At 35.6% G+C, this 17,961-nt stretch carries 14 protein-coding genes; 5 read left to right on the top strand and 9 right to left on the bottom strand.

The window, feature by feature from the left end; genetic code table 11:
* Positions 1–128: 128 nt before the first annotated feature.
* Positions 129–2,282 carry a bifunctional diguanylate cyclase/phosphodiesterase gene (locus ACFSUL_RS09130; RefSeq protein WP_377934700.1) on the top strand — a complete coding sequence of 718 codons (2,154 nt, stop codon included), beginning with the start codon at positions 129–131 and terminating at the stop codon, positions 2,280–2,282.
* Between the two features lie 30 nt (positions 2,283–2,312).
* Positions 2,313–4,025, top strand: coding sequence for a methyl-accepting chemotaxis protein (locus ACFSUL_RS21370; RefSeq protein WP_449237061.1), 1,713 nt, complete (start codon positions 2,313–2,315; stop codon positions 4,023–4,025).
* A 279-nt stretch (positions 4,026–4,304) separates the two neighbouring features.
* On the opposite strand, the gene ACFSUL_RS09115 is transcribed toward ACFSUL_RS21370, so the two are convergent.
* The 7 genes from ACFSUL_RS09115 to ACFSUL_RS09085 form a co-directional block, all read right to left on the bottom strand.
* Complete coding sequence (locus tag ACFSUL_RS09115) at positions 4,305–4,625, bottom strand: STAS domain-containing protein (RefSeq protein ID WP_071414164.1); 321 nt, start codon at positions 4,623–4,625, stop codon at positions 4,305–4,307.
* Positions 4,618–6,711, bottom strand: a complete 2,094-nt coding sequence (locus ACFSUL_RS09110; protein WP_377934697.1) for a flagellar assembly protein A — start codon at positions 6,709–6,711, stop codon at positions 4,618–4,620. The genes ACFSUL_RS09115 and ACFSUL_RS09110 overlap by 8 nt, the downstream gene beginning before the upstream one ends.
* A gap of 15 nt (positions 6,712–6,726) precedes the next feature.
* Entirely contained in the window at positions 6,727–7,578 is an 852-nt protein-coding gene (locus ACFSUL_RS09105) for a PP2C family protein-serine/threonine phosphatase (protein ID WP_377934695.1), read from the bottom strand.
* Positions 7,578–7,895, bottom strand: coding sequence for an STAS domain-containing protein (locus tag ACFSUL_RS09100; protein ID WP_377934693.1), 318 nt, complete (start codon positions 7,893–7,895; stop codon positions 7,578–7,580). Before ACFSUL_RS09100 ends, ACFSUL_RS09105 begins: the two co-directional genes overlap by 1 nt.
* A 16-nt stretch (positions 7,896–7,911) precedes the next feature.
* A complete protein-coding gene (locus ACFSUL_RS09095; protein ID WP_377934691.1) occupies positions 7,912–9,486 on the bottom strand; it encodes a methyl-accepting chemotaxis protein in 1,575 nt (524 codons plus the stop codon).
* Complete coding sequence (locus tag ACFSUL_RS09090; protein WP_377934689.1) at positions 9,483–10,541, bottom strand: ATP-binding protein; 1,059 nt, start codon at positions 10,539–10,541, stop codon at positions 9,483–9,485. Before ACFSUL_RS09090 ends, ACFSUL_RS09095 begins: the two co-directional genes overlap by 4 nt.
* A 752-nt stretch (positions 10,542–11,293) precedes the next feature.
* Complete coding sequence (locus tag ACFSUL_RS09085) at positions 11,294–14,044, bottom strand: PAS domain-containing hybrid sensor histidine kinase/response regulator (protein WP_377934687.1); 2,751 nt, start codon at positions 14,042–14,044, stop codon at positions 11,294–11,296.
* Between the two features lie 170 nt (positions 14,045–14,214).
* Between ACFSUL_RS09085 and ACFSUL_RS09080 the strand changes: the two genes are divergently transcribed.
* On the top strand, positions 14,215–14,373 hold the full coding sequence (locus tag ACFSUL_RS09080; protein ID WP_084778664.1) for an aspartyl-phosphate phosphatase Spo0E family protein: 159 nt from the start codon (positions 14,215–14,217) through the stop codon (positions 14,371–14,373).
* 444 nt (positions 14,374–14,817) lie between these two features.
* Here the strand turns inward: ACFSUL_RS09080 and ACFSUL_RS09075 are convergent, their stop codons facing one another.
* Together ACFSUL_RS09075 and ACFSUL_RS09070 are read right to left on the bottom strand one after the other, a co-directional pair.
* Positions 14,818–15,384 carry a thioredoxin family protein gene (locus ACFSUL_RS09075; RefSeq protein WP_377934684.1) on the bottom strand — a complete coding sequence of 189 codons (567 nt, stop codon included), beginning with the start codon at positions 15,382–15,384 and terminating at the stop codon, positions 14,818–14,820.
* 666 nt (positions 15,385–16,050) lie between these two features.
* Positions 16,051–16,479 (bottom strand): DUF4257 domain-containing protein, encoded by a 429-nt coding sequence (locus ACFSUL_RS09070; RefSeq protein ID WP_071414156.1) that lies wholly within the window; start codon positions 16,477–16,479, stop codon positions 16,051–16,053.
* Positions 16,480–16,583: 104 nt separating this feature from the next.
* Here ACFSUL_RS09070 and ACFSUL_RS09065 point away from each other — a divergent pair, with 104 nt between their 5' ends.
* Complete coding sequence (locus ACFSUL_RS09065; protein ID WP_377934681.1) at positions 16,584–16,748, top strand: hypothetical protein; 165 nt, start codon at positions 16,584–16,586, stop codon at positions 16,746–16,748.
* A 261-nt stretch (positions 16,749–17,009) separates the two neighbouring features.
* Positions 17,010–17,339 (top strand): hypothetical protein, encoded by a 330-nt coding sequence (locus tag ACFSUL_RS09060; RefSeq protein WP_377934679.1) that lies wholly within the window; start codon positions 17,010–17,012, stop codon positions 17,337–17,339.
* The last annotated feature ends 622 nt before the right edge of the window (positions 17,340–17,961 follow it).

Below are 17,961 nucleotides of genomic sequence, written 5' to 3'. Positions count from 1 at the left end.
AAATAAGAAGAAAAATTGTTGATAACACTCATAAAACATTAAATACTATTCATTCACTACACCTTAGGAATGACAATTACCTTTATAACTGCTTCAAAAGTTAGATTGTTTGATAGGGGGAAATACCAATGGATATCAAAGAAAACATAAAAAGTAAGCCTATTCGAAAGGATAGTTCGAATCTCCATTCTACACTCATGATGAAAGATATCGATTCTGTCTACACAAGTTCTACTATGGATCAGTTGCTATCTACTATCGGCTGTTTTGATTATGATGTGGTAGAGGATGAAACATTTTGGTCCGATCAAGTGTTTACAATATTCGACATAAACAATGATAATAGCTTTGTTCCTACCTATGAAACACTTTTAACATTTATTCACCCTGATGACCAATCCTATTATGATCAAGCCATCAAGAATGCTTTACACCAAAGTAAAAGCTACTCTATCGAATATCGAATTGTAGACAAAAATAGTGTCATTAAAACAATCCGAGAACAAGCCAACATCATTGTAGATGAAAATGGTAACTCAATTCGAATTATTGGTACAGTTTTGGATATATCAAAAATCAAAAAAACAGAGAAATTACTACTGGAAAAAGAACAGCCGTTTGAGACATTTTATCATTCACTTGACACCGCTATTTGGTCGATGGATGCAAATATGGAAGAATGGATTTTCTGTTCAAATGCAATAGAAAACATAACTGGCTTTCCGGCTGATCTATTCTTGAATTACCAACTATCTTGGACTGATTTAATTCATCCATTATATATTGACCATTTCTATATTAATTACCAAAAAGTACTGTCTGGGCAAGATACAAACATGCAATATAAAATTTTATGTAGAAATGGAGAAGAAAAATGGATTCAGGAAAGGACTATTCCAGTTCTCAATGAAAAAAATGAACTCATTCGATTAGATGGAATTATCTCTGATATTACAGAGAAAAAACAGATAGAAGATAAGATAAATAAATTGGCATTTCTTGACGACATAACAGGATTACCCAATAGAGTAACATTAGAAAAAAGAATCGAATCCCAAATTCAGAAATTAGAAGACTCTTTAGAAGCTTTTGCACTACTTCTTATCGATATGGACCGATTTAGACAAATAAATGACTCATTTGGTCGTGCTGTCGGTGATCAATTAATAAAACAAATTGCCTTTCGACTTACAGAATGTGTTAGGGAAAAAGGGGTTGTAGCTAGAATGGTTGGCGATGAATTTTGCATTCTTCTCCCTAATGTCCATGATATAGATGCTCCTGTAAAACTTGCCGAGACCATTACCCAAAGCCTCCAAGAGCTCTTTATTATTGATAATTATGAGTTATATGTTACGGCAAGTATCGGAATTAGCATGTATCCACATGATGGAAAAACAAGTGAAGCTCTATTAAGTAATACGGATGTTGCATTAAATCGTGCCAAAAAGCTAGGACGGAATATTGTTAAAGTTTACAGTCCATCTATGAGCATGGAAGCCCACCGAGTATTCAAGCTAGAGAAAGACCTGCGAAAAGCAATTTCTAATCAGGAATTTTTTCTTGTCTATCAGCCAATTGTTGATGCAAATACCAATATGATTAAAAGTGCAGAGGCGTTAATTCGATGGGCACACCCTGAATTGGGGATCATCCCACCTTCAGAATTTATTCCGTTGGCAGAAGAAAACGGATTTATTTTGGAAATTACGGACTGGACGTTACAAACTGCATGTCATCAGATGAACCAATGGAGACAGCACGGGTTGCCACTCGTACCTATTTCTGTAAATATTTCAGCAAAGAGGTTACTCCGGAATGATTTTAAAGAGATGATTAACCAAATATTGATTGAGACAAAAATAAACCCTTCCTATATTGAGTTGGAAATTACCGAAAGTACCTTAATTAAAAATGAACAAGTTATCATTAACCGTATCGAAGAGATTAAAAAACTCGGTGTCCGTTTGGCATTGGATGACTTTGGAACAGGTTACTCTTCCTTAATCTATTTAAAGCAATTTAAAGTCGACACAATTAAAATTGATCGTTTTTTTATACAAGATTTACTGACAAGTGACGCGGCTATTACAAAGTCAATCATTTATCTTGCAAAAGGATTAAATATGAGTGTCATAGCGGAAGGTGTTGAAACGAAAGAACAACTTAACTTTCTTCGAGACCAAAATTGCCACTATATTCAAGGGTACCTCTATAGCAAACCAGTCTCATCCGATGATTTTCAAAACCATTTACAAAATGAATACATCGCAATACACTGAAGTATTTTAGAAGAATGAAGGAGATTAAACATGCAATTATTACGCAACTTGAAAATTTCTCGAAAGTTATATCTATTAATTATTACTAGTGCACTTTTTTTAAGTGTTATAGGGTTTATTGGCTATTATTATACGAATGAAATGGCTAAAAAGTCAGAAACGATGTATAAAGACCTTTTGATTCCGACACAATGGTTAGGAGAAATTCTAACACATAACCGAGCTCTTGACGCTAATACATTAGAGTTAATGAGTGCCACGGACCCAGCAAGAAATAAAGAACTACTGGATAATATAAAGCAAAGTACAGAAAAAATTGATCAATTGATTAGCAAATACGAGAAAATTGATTTGCAATCCAAAGAAAAAGAAACACTCCAAACCTATAAACAAAATTTGGTTGAACTACGTGCTAATAGAAAAAAAGTCATCGATTTAGCCCAACAGAATAAAAATAGTGAAGCGTATAGCCTCTATTTAACAGAAGTTAGAGAAAAAAGAATTATTGCAACGGAACTGCTTGATGATTTAAAAACACTTAATACAGAGTACGTCGCAAAAATAAACAAGCAAAATAAAGATGATTTAAAAACAGCAACTACCATGTTAATCTCTTTTATTCTTGTAGCACTAATTGTTTCTAGTATTCTTGGAATATTAATTTCTAATATGATTGTAAAGCCTTTACAAGAAATAAAGAGTTTACTCGCTAAAGCTGAAAAAGGAGACTTTACGGTAAATGGAACTTATCAATCAAAAGATGAAATTGGCTTATTAACTACATCTTTTAATAGCATGATAGAAGGTTTACGTAGCATTATTAAAACTGTCAGTGAAACTTCTCAACAGGTAGCAGCTTCTTCTGAGGAACTTAGTGCAAGCGCAGAGCAAAGCAGTAAAGCGAGTGAACATATCTCTACTACTATTCAAGAACTGGCTACCGGATCGGAGAGCCAAGTTCGTAGTATAGAGGAAAGTTATCAATCCATTAAAGAAATAACTAACCACACGGAACAAATTGCCATGAATGCAGAAACAGCCTCTTCAACAGTTTTACAGACGACAGAAGTGTCTAAAGAAGGAAACGAGGCAATAGAAAAAGTGATGCAACAAATGAATGCTATTAATGAAAACGTAAATGGTTTATCCCATACAGTTGTGGCACTAAATGAACGTTCAAAAGAAATCGGTAAAATTAATGAGGTCATTACGGATATTGCTGCTCAGACTAATTTGTTAGCATTAAATGCGGCCATTGAAGCAGCACGGGCAGGCGAGCATGGCAGAGGATTTTCTGTAGTAGCTGATGAAGTTAGAAAACTAGCAGAACAATCAGCAGACTCAGCAGAGCAGATAGCAAGCTTAATCTCCATTATCCAAAAAGAAAATGATCATACACTTGAGTCAATGACAACAACTAGTACTGCCGTTAAAACTGGTCTTGGTGTTGTTCAAGAAGCAGGCGGCTCATTTGGAAAAATTGAGAATTCAATACACGAAGTCGCAACCCAAATCAACAGTGTTTCAGCTGCAGTAAAAGAATTGAAAATCGGAGCAGAACAAGTCAACCAATCAATGGTTGTCGTAAGCGAAGTCGCTGAAACAGCAGCATCTGGTACTCAAAATGTATCAGCAGCTACTGAAGAACAGCTAGCCTCAATGGAAGAAATAACCGCTTCTTCTTCCGCTCTAGCGAACATGGCGGAGGAATTACAAGAGATGATTATACGAATTAAGCTATAGTTTCTACTGATCGCTTACATCTACTGAGCCATTTTGTTGGATTAGCGAGTGTCTTTCTTCAGAAAAAATTAGGGGATAGATCCCTTTGCCTCTTGGATGAGTAGGTGAATCATTCTTGTACTAGGCAAAATGGGAACTATCTCCTTTTCTATTTAAAAAGTAGATATTCCCACTCACCGTATTTCCCCCGATAACAGGGAACTCGCACCGCAAATGTAAGGAAGATTATACAGACAAAGAGGCTGCCCTTAGGGACAGCCTCTTTGTCGATAGCTTGAGTTAAATAAACACGTTTTCCCCTACTATTTGTGGCAGTTGAATGATATCAAAAATAGCCTTCACTTGTGCCTGCACATTCGAAATCGTAACAGAAATAGCGTTATCATGATTTTTAATCGTATCTATTAAATTAATTAGTAATCCAATTCCTGTTGAATCGACGAAAGAAACGTGGGAAAGGTCAATAGTTATTTTCTCAAAGGCAAGTAAAGCTGGAATGATTTCCTGTTCCATCATTTCTGTTACTTCTATGTCTAAGTCTCCTTCGAAGAAAATGGTTACCTTTTTCTCTTCTGCCATCATCATCTCATATTTAAACATGTAAATACCTCTCCTCAAAGTCAGAACTAAAGCTTATTCTACCATTTTCATCTAACGTCGCTTCAATATGATGGATATCCTGGTCAAAGGCGTGAGAAAATTTCCCAATTTGGATAATTGTTCCTTCTCTTGCTAAGTCTATCATTATTTTTTGATCAGCTGGAACGATAATGCGTGTACTCACACCTGCTACAGCGCCTGCTTCTTTTATAAAAGCACCTAGTCTTGCGTATACTACTCCACCTCTTAAAACCCCATTGATTTTCACATTTCCACCTGATTGTATTTTTGTATTAAAACACCCTTGTCCAAATATAGTCACGTCTCCACTACAATAAATAGAACTATTTAGAGCATATAATAATTCGATAAAATTCTTTTCGTTATTCACTAGTCTATAGTTAGATTGGAACTGTTGCATAATAGATAAAAGAGCTTGAAGTTGTTCAAAGGTATGCCATTTACTAGGCATAGTAGATAAAAAGCAGTCACGTAAATGCACAGCAAGCTCTTCCCACTCCTTGTCTAACCACCCTTTCCCTTTCGTTATAACTTCTTTGAATTGTTTCACTATCGATGGAATGTTTTGGAATCTCTTTTCCAATAATAATTTAATTAGTGGAAGCAATCCTTTGCTTTCATAATCACTTAATTTTAATGCAGGAACTTTACTCAATTGATCTATTGATTGAATTAGTTTCGTAACATCTTGTTCAAGCTCGTCTACTAAGAGAAGTAATTCGGAAATAAATAAATTATCTTTTCCAGAAGAAATGGAACTACCAATTATATTACGATGGATGATAATCGAGTCCTTCGCATTTATTGTCGCCATATCAACATTTTTTGTAACGGTAACCATTCCAGTTGCTTCGACTTTCATTTCACTGGTGACATTACCGAGAATATCAACATCACCGTTAAAACGTATGTTTCCTGTTGATATATCTACATCCTCATGATGAATCATTTTATCCATAATAGAAACCTTTACTAATTGGCTTGATTGCTCGATCATCGGCCTGCCAGGTTTCATTGCCACAATCTTGGTGTCGTTTTCCATCAATAACACGCCTTTTTCAGTACGTACAATCAAAGGGTAGGTCTGTTTAGCTGGTAACAGCTCGTTCGTTACCGTGACACCTGGGAGCCCAGGGGTAGGTGGATGAATAACTGCAATCACTTGCCCTTTGCTTACAGTAGGTATATATTTTAACTCCCGATAATCCACATTTCCGTTTTCTAGTATTTTAGGTCCTTCTTCTTTCAAATCAACGTCAGACTTTAATTCTATGTAGCCATTTTGTCCTTCTGTCGACTCTTTCCCTTTTGCAATGATAAAACTACCAACTTCTTTTGTCTCAATCGCTTTCATGATTTCTGTATGATGAAATCCGTGAATAACCTTTAATGATTCCAACTTTAGTAAGACATCCTCGTATGTTAGGGTGTTTTGCCATTCCACTTCTTCGTGAGCTTCTAAAAAAAGATGGCTCTCCGGCTTCGTATCTTTTACATATCTGCTAATTTTCTTACCAGGCTCGACATGCAGCGTAACCGTTAGCTTTTGAGAGTCCATTTCCATATTCCATATCGTTTCGATGATTTCATCTTCCGTATGAATTTCAAATTTCACATCTTTTGTTACGACTACAGAACCTTCTATTCGTTCGCCATTTCTATACAGATTAATTCCTTTTCCCACTGTAATTGTTGGGTATTCCATTGGAGAAGGTTTGCTGACTAGTTGTCCACCTTCCACCCAAACTTTCCCTTCTGTCTGCATACTAGCTAGAAAATTGGGTTGCTCTTTTTCCTTCGTGATATTCTTTTCTGGCTCAATTGATTGCTCCAAGATTCTAGAAGTTAATTCTTCTGCAATAACTTCCTCTAATGGCGGGCTAGTTTCTTTCTCATTCTCATTTTTTGTTAGTTTAACGACCGCTGGTTTAGAGCGAAAAAAATTCTTCGATTCCTGCTGAATAATTTCGATGGAAACATCGTCTTTTTCTGCTCCTAATATCCCCAACCCAATGTTTACAGCATCTATGACATTTTTCCCTTTAGAAACAATAGACTGTGCCATACTAAATCTGCTCCTTTACGTTAGAACCGGAGAATTAAAACTTGAAATGTCACTCTTATCCTCATTTACTTTTAGTAAAACCATCGTAATATCATCCCTTTGTGAAACACCTTCTGTAAAATCCTGAACAGATTGCATGACACGCTTCTCTATCTCTTCCACTTTTTCATGATGGTTCTCTAAAAGGGTTTGAACTAGCCGATCTGTTTGGTACTGCTCGCGATTTTCGTTCATTGCTTCAATAATTCCATCTGTATAAAAGAAAACCAAATCCTCTTCCTGGACTTGAATAGTTCTTTCTTCATATTTTTGACCAAGTAACCCACCGACCATAATACCTTTAACTTTTGGAATCTCTTGCACCGTTCCTTCCTTGCCACTGATATGAAGTGGTAGAACATGACCTGCATTGGCATAAGTTAGCACTCCCGTAGAAGGGTCCCAATCAGCACAAAATAGCGTAACGAATGATTTTAATGATCGTAAATCTGCACATATTGCCTGATTCATGGCTGTTAATGTCTCACCTGGTCCCTTCGTGCTTTCCGCTGCACTTCGGAAGGCCCCCCTAGTCAAAATCATTAACATCGCTGCAGGTATCCCCTTCCCCATTACATCCCCGATCACAATACGAATCTTCCCATTAAGGAGTGGATAGAAATCATAATAATCGCCTCCTATTAACCTTGCTGGAAGAGAAGATCCTTTAATTTCTCCACCCTCCATTTGCGGAGGTGGACCATTCAATAGTTTTGTTTGGATATTCCGTGCCAAATTAATTTCTCTTTCTAATGTCTTATCCACTGCTTGGTCGTTATTCCTACCTGTTGGAGTGGGATGAATGTAAGTAAAACCATCTAAATACATCAAACCACCTCCCCTTGAACCGCTTCTAAGATTTTAAACAACCCAATGGTATCGAAAATGTCATATGTCACCTCATTTATTCCTTGTAGATTAATATTCCAGTCATTTTCTTGTGACAGATAAAAGAGTTCTATTATAGCCCCTACTCCCGTCGAGTCAATGAATTCTAATTGTGATAGATCTAATATGAGGTGTTCGGTGTTTTCAAGTTCATTAAAAGACTTTAAAAATTCATTAACCGTTGAAAAATCAAGGATTCCTTGCACATAAAATATTATCGAACTTGCCTGTAGATTTTTTTCAATGGATAATAACATTTGAGTACCATCCTTTCTATAGTTTAAATTTGTTCATATACTGGAGAAGCGTATTGGCGATCATAGACATTTCACTTGATTGCAAATGTAACGATTGAAGTACATCAAAAAGGGATATCGTTATATCGGTTGTAGCTGCTGTCCGCTCTTTTGCCAATTCCTTCATTGTTTCTATTTTTTCCACTAGTTCTACTGCTAACGGATCGTTTTTTTGATGTTGAAGATAGTTATTTACTTTATCTAGAAAATCAATAATTTCAAATAACTGTTCCCTTGTATTAATTGTCGCCTCTGAGGAAATCGAATAGATTTTTTCTATTGATTGGGCAGCATCTGCTTCTAAAAGAAGGGATAACCTTTGAATATTCATAGCTTGTTCACTTGTATCTTTAATCGTTTGACGCAGTGTAACCACCATTCTATTTGCGCTCTCGGACAGTTTCTGCAATTCCCCTCCGTCATTTACTTTACTATTTGCAGTTAAATTACCTGCTTCTAGTAAATGGACTTGGCTTCTAATTCGTTGAATATTTTCATAGATTCGGTTAAAGAAACCTGCCCCAAAAAGAAATAGTACTAATAAAGAAATTGCTCCCGTTACGATAAGAATAATCGAATGGCTATAAAGCGGCTTACTTATACTTCCGTAATCTAGAGACAAATAAACGACTTGAGACTCGTTGATTGGTAAAAACATTTTGTAATACTTTCGTCCATCAATTTTTTCTATATGTGTAAACTTTCTATTTGGATCTTTTTTCAAGAAATCAAGATCTTTTGAAGTTTGTAATGTAAAATCTCCGGCCTCTACTTTCTTCATGGGTGGAAAAAAGTCATTTTCTAAAGTCGGATCTTGAAAAACTTTTGGATTCAGAACAGCAACTTCCTCCACCACTTTATTCATTTTTCTTATTTGGTCCACACGTTCTTGAGGTCCGACTTTCTCCATATACAGACTCACTTCATTCGCTTCCATATATGGATTAATAATATAATCCGAATTTGGTACATGATAATAGGCGTATTTGAAATAGACTGCTTCATTTTTATGCGAGGCTGATTGGGAAATCGGTAAAATGACAGTATTGGTATTTGTAAATGTAGCTCCCGAAAGATTAGGGTTTTTATTAGTAAGTAGTTGCTTCCCCATCTCAAAGAGACCAACCTCTTTGAGGCCAAAACCAATCTCTTCTTCTTCTGTCGCATAGACACCGACAATATCATCTTTTAAATCGTTTTCTTTAAAAATAGTGATTCCTGCAACCCCAACTTCTTCTTTTATTACTTTCAGGTACTCGTTGGTAACTTGATTCGGTTGTTTCTCCTTAAGTAACTCGGCTATACGCTTAGAATACGAAACTAGTTCTGTATCAATCTGCTGCTCAATTATTTCTGCAGCAGTACTTGTTTCCTCTAAATTACTTACGATATTATTTGCGAGAATTTCTGCCTCATTACTTACTTGGGAAGAAATTTGCTCGTTCATAAAATATAACTGTATTACACCAGATACGATGGTAATAATGACTAAAATCGATAATATCTTTAGTAAGAACTGTCTTCTTAAGGTCTTAATATTTCCATTTATCACTTATCCTCTCCCCCCCTGTCTTTTATCTGTCCAAAATCACTTGACGCCTGTTGCAAAGGGTTTGCATGGACCTTACCTTGTAGTTCATCCTCTTTTTTAGTAAATTTGAGAATAATCGTTGATCCTCTTTCATTATTTGATAAAATTATTTGTTTGGTCATTTTCAGCATAAGGTGAAAGCCTTGTCCCATTGATTTTTTCGTTGAATACCCCGCCATTAACGTCATACTAGGCAGGTTTTTCAAATCAAATCCCGGTCCACGATCCTCTACAATAACGTACACTTGGTTATTATCACGTTTTACTATTACGCTTCCTTCTTCAGCGTGCTTGATAATATTTGTAATAACTTCCGAAATCGCAAGTAGCCAGTTCATCATATTTCTAGTTCCTACTTGCATCTGTTCAAGAGTCTCCCGGATTTCTTTTCTACTATTTGGGATATCCGCTCTTTCTTTTATTTCTCCCATGTAGACTATTTCGCCAAATGAAAGTTGATTAATTTCTTCCGGAGTAGATAATAACAGCTTCTTGTTTGTTACAGCATAAATAACATCTCGGTATATATCCCATTCTGTATTTGTTTCTAGTTGTTTCTGTCTATCTACTAATGTAGAGCAGGATTTCGATTTCTCATTTTTTAATACCTCGTGTAAATAACAGGCATCTTCTTTATAAATATTTGTTAATTCCCATTTCGTTTGAGGAGAGATATCTAATTGTTCTATATTCCCGAGAACATCATCTCTTTCTTGTATCCAATAAACCAGTTGTTTACTTAAGTTTAGAAAAGAAGATTCTTCTCCCTTTTCCTCTTTAAAAGATTGATAGAATAAGCGGTCAGACTCTCCTGTCGCTTTTCCTACAGCACTAGAAAGTTTGCTAGCAATAAATCCAGCAACCGCTCTTGCTTGTACACTTGTAAAAGAATACTTTGCATGTAGATCATCCGGCTTCTTACGTGCTACCGTAGCAGGGCCTATGCTTATATGCGTTCTTTTATTTTTTTGTTTGATAGGAAGCAAATTTTTGATCATTGCTTTAATAATAACCACTTCCTTTCCTCAGACGACAATATCCCTCAGATACAAAAGCTTCAGGTAGCAGTACGATGGTCAAACGCGGAATGTTTTGTCTCATTCTCTCGTTTGAGGCATCCTATTTCCCTGAAGCTCTGCTAATATGGAAACCCCGTCGTTCTCATCAATTGCAAATCTTAATTCCTTTTACTATGGGGATATTTAATCGTTTTACCTATGCTAAATCTATTTTCTTTTTCAACTTCTTCTAAAATAATTGGAAAACCTTTTTGCTTTAGAGTAGTGATACGTTCTTTACATTCGAAGCGTTTTTATACTGTTTCGTCCACTTTTTTCTTATTTTATATATAAAATATACATATAGGACTATTATCCTGTCTAGGCAAGTTAGGGCATCTTAAACGCATAAAAGAACATAATACGTCTCAAAACTGGTAGATTGAGTAAAAAAAGGGACCTAATACGACAAAATTTACAAGAGGTGGAAAATAACTTTATTCTAATAATTAGTACTATCTATACTAAAATGGAGAGTTGGAATACGAAGATTATAAAGAGAATTCGTCATAAAAAAACTGATTAAGCTCACACTTTCTCAGAATGTTTATTGGACACTTCCCTAGACTTTTCGGATAAAATATAAGGTTTACTAGACAAATAGTTAGTACTCTCTAGCAGGCAACTTTGTGGAGATTCTACCCACAAAAAAAGAAAATCTCCTAATGATTCAGAGATTTTCTTTATTACTTTTTTATTCATTTATATTTTTAGTATGTTCCTAACACCTTCTGTATCTTAAACATCAATTCGTTTACATTTAATGGCTTCGCAATATATTGGTCGAAACCAAGCTGAACTGCTTTTTCAATATCGGTAGGCATTGCATTCGCACTTAACCCAATCACAGGCACTTCCATTGTATATTCCTTCGACTTTAGCCTCTCTATTACTTGGTAACCAGTCATATCGGGAAGGCTTATATCTAGAAGGATTAAATCAATCGCTTCCGCCGATGCTACTGTTATTCCCTCCTCTCCTGTGCGAGCAGAAAATAGTTGGTAACCTGGACGTAATTTAAATATTTCTCTCACTAAGTGTAAGTTAGATTCATTGTCTTCTATATACAGGATATTTAAATCTTTTTCATCCTCTTGATTAGTATTTTCACCTTGACTACCGGTTCCTTCAGGGAGCAGTTTTTGGCTACTAGCGTCGACGGGAAGACTTATCCAAAAGTCACTACCTTCCCCTTGTATACTCGTTACCCCTACAGAGCCTCCCATTAACTGTACTAATTGTTTTACTAAGGGTAGCCCAATTCCCACCCCTTGCTCCTTCGTACCTATAATTCTGTAGAAAGGAGTAAATATTCGACCGTATTCCTTTTCAGAAAAACCTTGGCCAGTATCTTTAATGTGTAATCTGACACTATTACCGTCTGTTTCAATGGAAACATCTACTCTTCCATTTTCCCGATTATATTTAATAGCATTATCTAAAAGATTAAGCAATACTTGTTTTAAACGTAAAGGATCAGCAAAAACATACAACGGTTGCTCCTCCACCAATTGTAAATGAATAGTTATATTTTTCTTCTTAGTCAATGGTTGGACCATATTTACACATTCCTTAATCTGTCTAGTAAGATCCATAATTTCGAGTGAAACTTGTAGGTTACCAGTTTCAATTCTAGACAAATCCAACACTTCATTAATTAACGTTAGTAAATGTCTTCCACCGTTTAGAATTTCTTGTACAAAAGACTGTTGGTTTTCCTGCAAACTTCGGTCAAGTTCTAATAATTGAGCAAATCCAAGTATCCCATTTAAAGGCGTCCGAAGCTCATGGCTCATCTTTGATAAAAACTCTGACTTCGACCTATTTGCTTTTTCTGCTTCTTCTTTTGCTTTTAAAATGGATCTTTCCATTTGCTTCCGTTCAGTTATATCTTCTAATGTCCAAAGATGCCCATTGTAATCATCACTAGCTATCGGAACATAATTTCTAATATAGTACCTACCGTTAAGAAATTTTACTTCTTCTATGTCTGGAACACCTTTATTGATTAGTTCTTCGACTTTTTCATTTGACCAACTTTGTTTAGCATAGAAGATACTTTCCGATTTCTCTTCCCCAATACCAATGAGAGGATCGGAATCTTCACTAATCCCGAACATATCCCGGAAGCGTTGATTTACTAGAGTAAGTCGTCGGTTACGATCAGTAAGGAATATACCAACATTTAGACTGTTAATTAATGTTTTTTGAATAGTATTAGATTCTCTTAGCTTCAGCTCTTGTTGCTTCTCTAAAGTAATATCCATAAAGGAGGCGAGTACATCGATTTTTCCCTCCTCGTTTAAAATAATTGGCCTTGTATTAATAGAAAGCCACTGCTTAATTACCCCATTTATTTTGACCCCCACTACCGAGCCAGTAAGGGGAATCCCTGTTTGCAACGTGTAGATAGCAGGTATCTCTGTAAAAGGCATTGGGGAACCATCTTCTTTTACAAATTCAACTCCCATCTCTCCCGCTGTTCTCTCTGTATAATGTCCCTGTTTCAAGCCAAGAACCTTTTCAACATTTTCATTCAAGTTCGTAATATAGTAGGAATGATCCATGATAAATATTGCTTCCGACATCGTGTTAAGAACCGTTCGATATAAATTCTCCTTTCGACGAAGTGCATCTTCTATCATTTTTTTCCGTGTAATATCAATACTCGATCCAATGACTTCTACCGTTTTACCACCCTTAATAACAGGTCGTAACGATGCTAAATATTGAACTCCATTTACGTCGCCTTCATATTGCGTAATATTCCCTTCCCACGCTTCCTGATAGATAAGAAATTTCTTTTCTGCCTGATCCTTTGGGAAAAAGGCATCTAAAGGCTTACCAACAACTTCTTTCGGTGATAAACCAATACGATAAAGCAATTCACCGTCACATAACGTATGGATAAATGTATCTCCATGTTTGATGAATTTAAATATCATGCCTTGTTGCTGACGAATCGTATCTCGCAATTCCACCTGTGCTTTATGGACTCTCTTTTCATATTTCGCTAAATCCTTCATGGCTTTGCCAATCAAAAATGCTCCCTGAATTTGCCCCTTGCTATCCATTATTGGAACAAGATTAATATTTAACGAATTCCCATTTCCAAGGAGAGTAGCAGTAAAATATCGGGATTCCCCACTTTTTACTTTTTGAAATTGAAATGATAAATAATCGTGTTCTTCTTTTTTAAAAAATTCCATGTATGGTTTACCTAGTAACTCCTCCACATTTGCATGAAAGAAGTGCTGACTTTTTTCATTACTACTTGTTACCTTCCCGTCTAAGTCAACGGAAAAAACTAAATGAGGAAAATTAGTGAATAAAGACTGATAATAATCCTGCGGAAGTAAGTATCTATTATTACTTCTGCGATTTTTGATAAAGAATACTAAACTTGTAACAATAGCTCCAATTACAAAAAATAAGATATTTATACTAGTAGGGGCTCCCATAAATCCCCCTCCTTCAATCAAATTATTTGTTGCTCTAAAAATAGGAAAAATGACTACTTTTTTGACATAATAATACAGGATTTCTCCATTTCAGTAAATTCCTCTTCCAAAAGTGGATAAAAAGACCTAATATAGTAAAAAAGTTGGTTAAAAGCAGGAGGTTGGTAAGAATGAAATGTTTAGTGTTTACTGTATTAGTGGAGAAAAGTAGAGAAAAACTAGTCTATGTATCAAAAAGGTATGGCTTAACATCAAAAGAAACCATCCAAGCCAGCCAACAACTAGATCAAATCCTTAATCTATCTAGTAACCAACTAATAGAAAAATAAAATTTTCATCTAAATAGATACCAAAACATAGACCTTAAAGTACATATATTCTTCCTTAATGTTGAATTTAATTTGTAACTTTATAGGTATGCTTAATAGATATTACGTTCTTATATAAAAGCTGTTTCCTAAAGGATTATTGTGAAAACGTGGAGTAGAGTTAGAGTGAATGGAAACAGAAGACACTTGACTCCTAAAGAAAAACCGAGTGCCTGAAGCGGAAAGGAACAGTCCATTACCCACAGACAATCAACTTTACGAAAACAGCCTATATAAAAAATGACGTGCTGGCTAAAACAAAATAAGCAGCACGTCATATCGTTACTTTCTAGTAACAAGTTGTCCATTTCTACTTGCATTGTTACCTAACCGCATTTGTACGGACTTCAGCTATAGTAATGAACATCTCAGTATTTACTTTCCTGCACTTTCTCAAAACCACTTTTATCGCAAAACTTGGTTTAATAGAGTCGTTTTAATACTTTCGTATACTTCTTCCCAAATTTCTTCGTTTCCTACATACTGGGATGTAAGGCGCCCGAACATTTCCTTACGCTTTTCTTCAAAAAGTTCATGGTCTTTCGGTGGAAGCTTAGCGTTTTCCTCATTCACAAGCTGTTGTACCATTGGTGCACGTGGCCCCCACACAGCAACTTCCTGCCCCTCTTCATTAATAAAAATAAAAATAGGAATAGAACGGGATGTTCCATTGGTTAAATATTGATCCATCAGCTCTAAGTTTTGATCGCGTAAAAGTAGGCTCACTTCCATATTTGCTTCTTCTGCGACTTTCAATAGAACTGGAACGTTTACCATTGCATCTCCACACCAGTCTTCTGTTAATACAATAACCTTAAGGTTTTTATCAACAATCGTTTTTAACACCGTTTCTTCCCCTGCAGGTATCGTAAAACCATTTAGTACAGTTTGGACATTTTCTTTATTTACACTCATGCTCTCCATGTATGCTTCTGGAGACATTCCTTTTTGAAACCAGTCGTTTAAATTCATGTATTCTTCCTCCTATTATCTAGCAGGTGGGAGGGCTTGATCCCTTTCTAGTAAAACGGATGAAAGGAAAAGACAAAAGCTTTTTATCATCGTTCAAGCCACTCCCACTTTCTCTATCTACGATAAACTAACGGTACATTTGTAGCTGTCATTCAAATGTCAAGTTCAAATAATAGCTCTCCCATTTAATTTTATTCTCCCTATAAGAATATTCATGTTTTGCCTATTCTTCAAGTAAATCCTCTTACCAATTGTAATAAATTTAATTGTTTCCAGATTCGTTCAATACTATAATAAGAATAATGAACTGTTCTAGTATCATTTATTAATAAACATAAGGGTTACTCCTTCTCACTTTTTCATTCAGACCAGAAGAGAAAAGTCTATTAGATGTAATGGGGATTTGTTGTTTTTCCTTAACTTAGGCTTCCTGCCAATGAAAATTTGAGCATAAAAAAAGCTGACCAATATGTCAGTAGAAGGTTTATCCTAATTAATACTGTGGTTGTTATTTGTATTGACCCTGACTAGTCAGCTTAATCATTAATAGAGCTTTCAATTATTCTTTTTATTTTCTTATAATAATGATTCAGCTCAACAACACTTTCTGCACCTTTAAGTTTTTCCAGATAAAAACTTACCTTGGAGTATAGCTCTGGTGCCAATTCAACCTTGATTCTCTTTTGGCTTGACATCATCAACCGGTTTCACCCCATCGTGTTTTGATGATCCTCCCTTAGAGGTCGACTCGAGCTGATATTGCGAAAGCTCTTGAATATAGGATGCTTTTGTAACCGCAAGATTTTGCTCAATTTTTCTTGTTATAACGGAACTACCTCCGATACCTGATAATAAACTAATGTAGATGCAATACCATATCGGCACTGTGTCAATAACCGGCAAAACGGATAAGTAACCTGCCAACACTCCAATGATTATATCTTTAGATGACCCAAAAATGTAGTGCTTATCCCCTTTATCATCGACAAATTTTCGCGGGAAAGTAAAATGACCATTTTTAAATACCAGAACATGTCCTAAGCCTCCAAGACCACCCATTAACATCGGTAACAAGATCACTTCAATTAAGGACATAACAGCCACCCTCTGGAATGATTTACTATTATTATACATTATTTACAGAAAATTCAGAATAAGTAATTGGACGCATCTTTGTCCACTATAAAGGAGTAGGAATAATGAGAAAGATTGTGATTAAAGTCTCATCACTTGATAAGCTTCGGTTTCAAAACTACATGACGATGCTCAAAAAGGCTGAAACGAAGGCCGAAGCAGACATGTATTTTCGCCTAGCCAAAGAAATTATCCAGAAAGCTGGCCATAAAGAAAGAAAAACGATTTAGACTCCATTCATTGATTCAGGTATATTTTCTCAGCAAGCTCTTCTACCTTACAAACAACAATTCCCTGTTATACCTTGATACGAAAAAGTGTATGTGCCCTATGCTCTACATAGGAAACTCGACAGATACTTTGCCCACATTCGATTGTTTTAACAGTTCTTTCTTTTATTAGCTAATCTTTTTTCCATTACTAAAGTTTTTTTGTTTTCAAATCGTGTTTTTTAGCATATGATTGTAGTATTCATTTTTTAGGGGGGTGTAATGGTGAGAAGAAAAAATGCCTTAACATTCCTACTGATGTTTATTCTTTTTTCTTTCTTACTTGTCAGTTATCATGGTACTGTCAAAACTACACACCCAGTAAATTCAGCTGATGCTATTTTAATTTACGACCTAGGAAGCGAACTGCTTCTAAAGGATGATAACGACAAAAAGTATATATTCACATTATTCTTTTCTACTTTACTTGTTATCATTTTAATCCAATTACTTTTGTTATTCCATCAGCTTCCTGTATGGTATTTTGCCAAAAAGAATAAAATACTTAATCCGATATTCTATCAGTCTAACTTCTTAATCCAATCTCTTTGATTTTTAAACAACTAAAAATCAAGGAGGTCCTTATTATGATGCTTTGGATACGTTTTTTAATGATTGGATTCTTTTCCATTACGGCTTTAAGCTTAGTATCTTTTCAATGTATGGAAATATTTCATGCATTTTCGGATTTAATGAAAAATAAATAGAGATTATCGAGTGTGCAAGCTGATGCTTGTACACTTTTTTTGTTTAGGAGATTTTTATTAAATGCGAAGAGGACTTAAACAAGCCTTTTTTCCCTATTCACAGGGTTACTGGACAAAATTTTAGATTTTCTAGACAATTTTTCTTACTTTTCGGACACTTCCATAGGTTTATTAGACACTTTCTTGTGTTTTCTGGACAAATCCCCACGCTTTGTGGACAAACTTACTTTTTTTGTAAATAACTTTATCCTACATTAACGCAATGTGTCCCCGCAATGTGTCCCTGGAACAATTCCCGTAATCTGTGCCTGGTACATTTCAAGCATTCTATACCAGGCACAATTCAAGCGATTTGTTCCTGGCACACACCTCACACACCTCAAAAAGTCGACCTCAACAAAAAGGTTCTACGTCAAATGTTGGGGTAACATAGGCTACCGCGCTTTTGCTTGGTGGCCTTTTATAAG

This window comes from Bacillus seohaeanensis (assembly GCF_042684945.1).
GTDB classification, from domain to species: Bacteria; Bacillota; Bacilli; order Bacillales; family Bacillaceae_B; genus Rossellomorea; species Rossellomorea seohaeanensis.
This window is presented reverse-complemented; position numbering and strand designations above follow the sequence as displayed.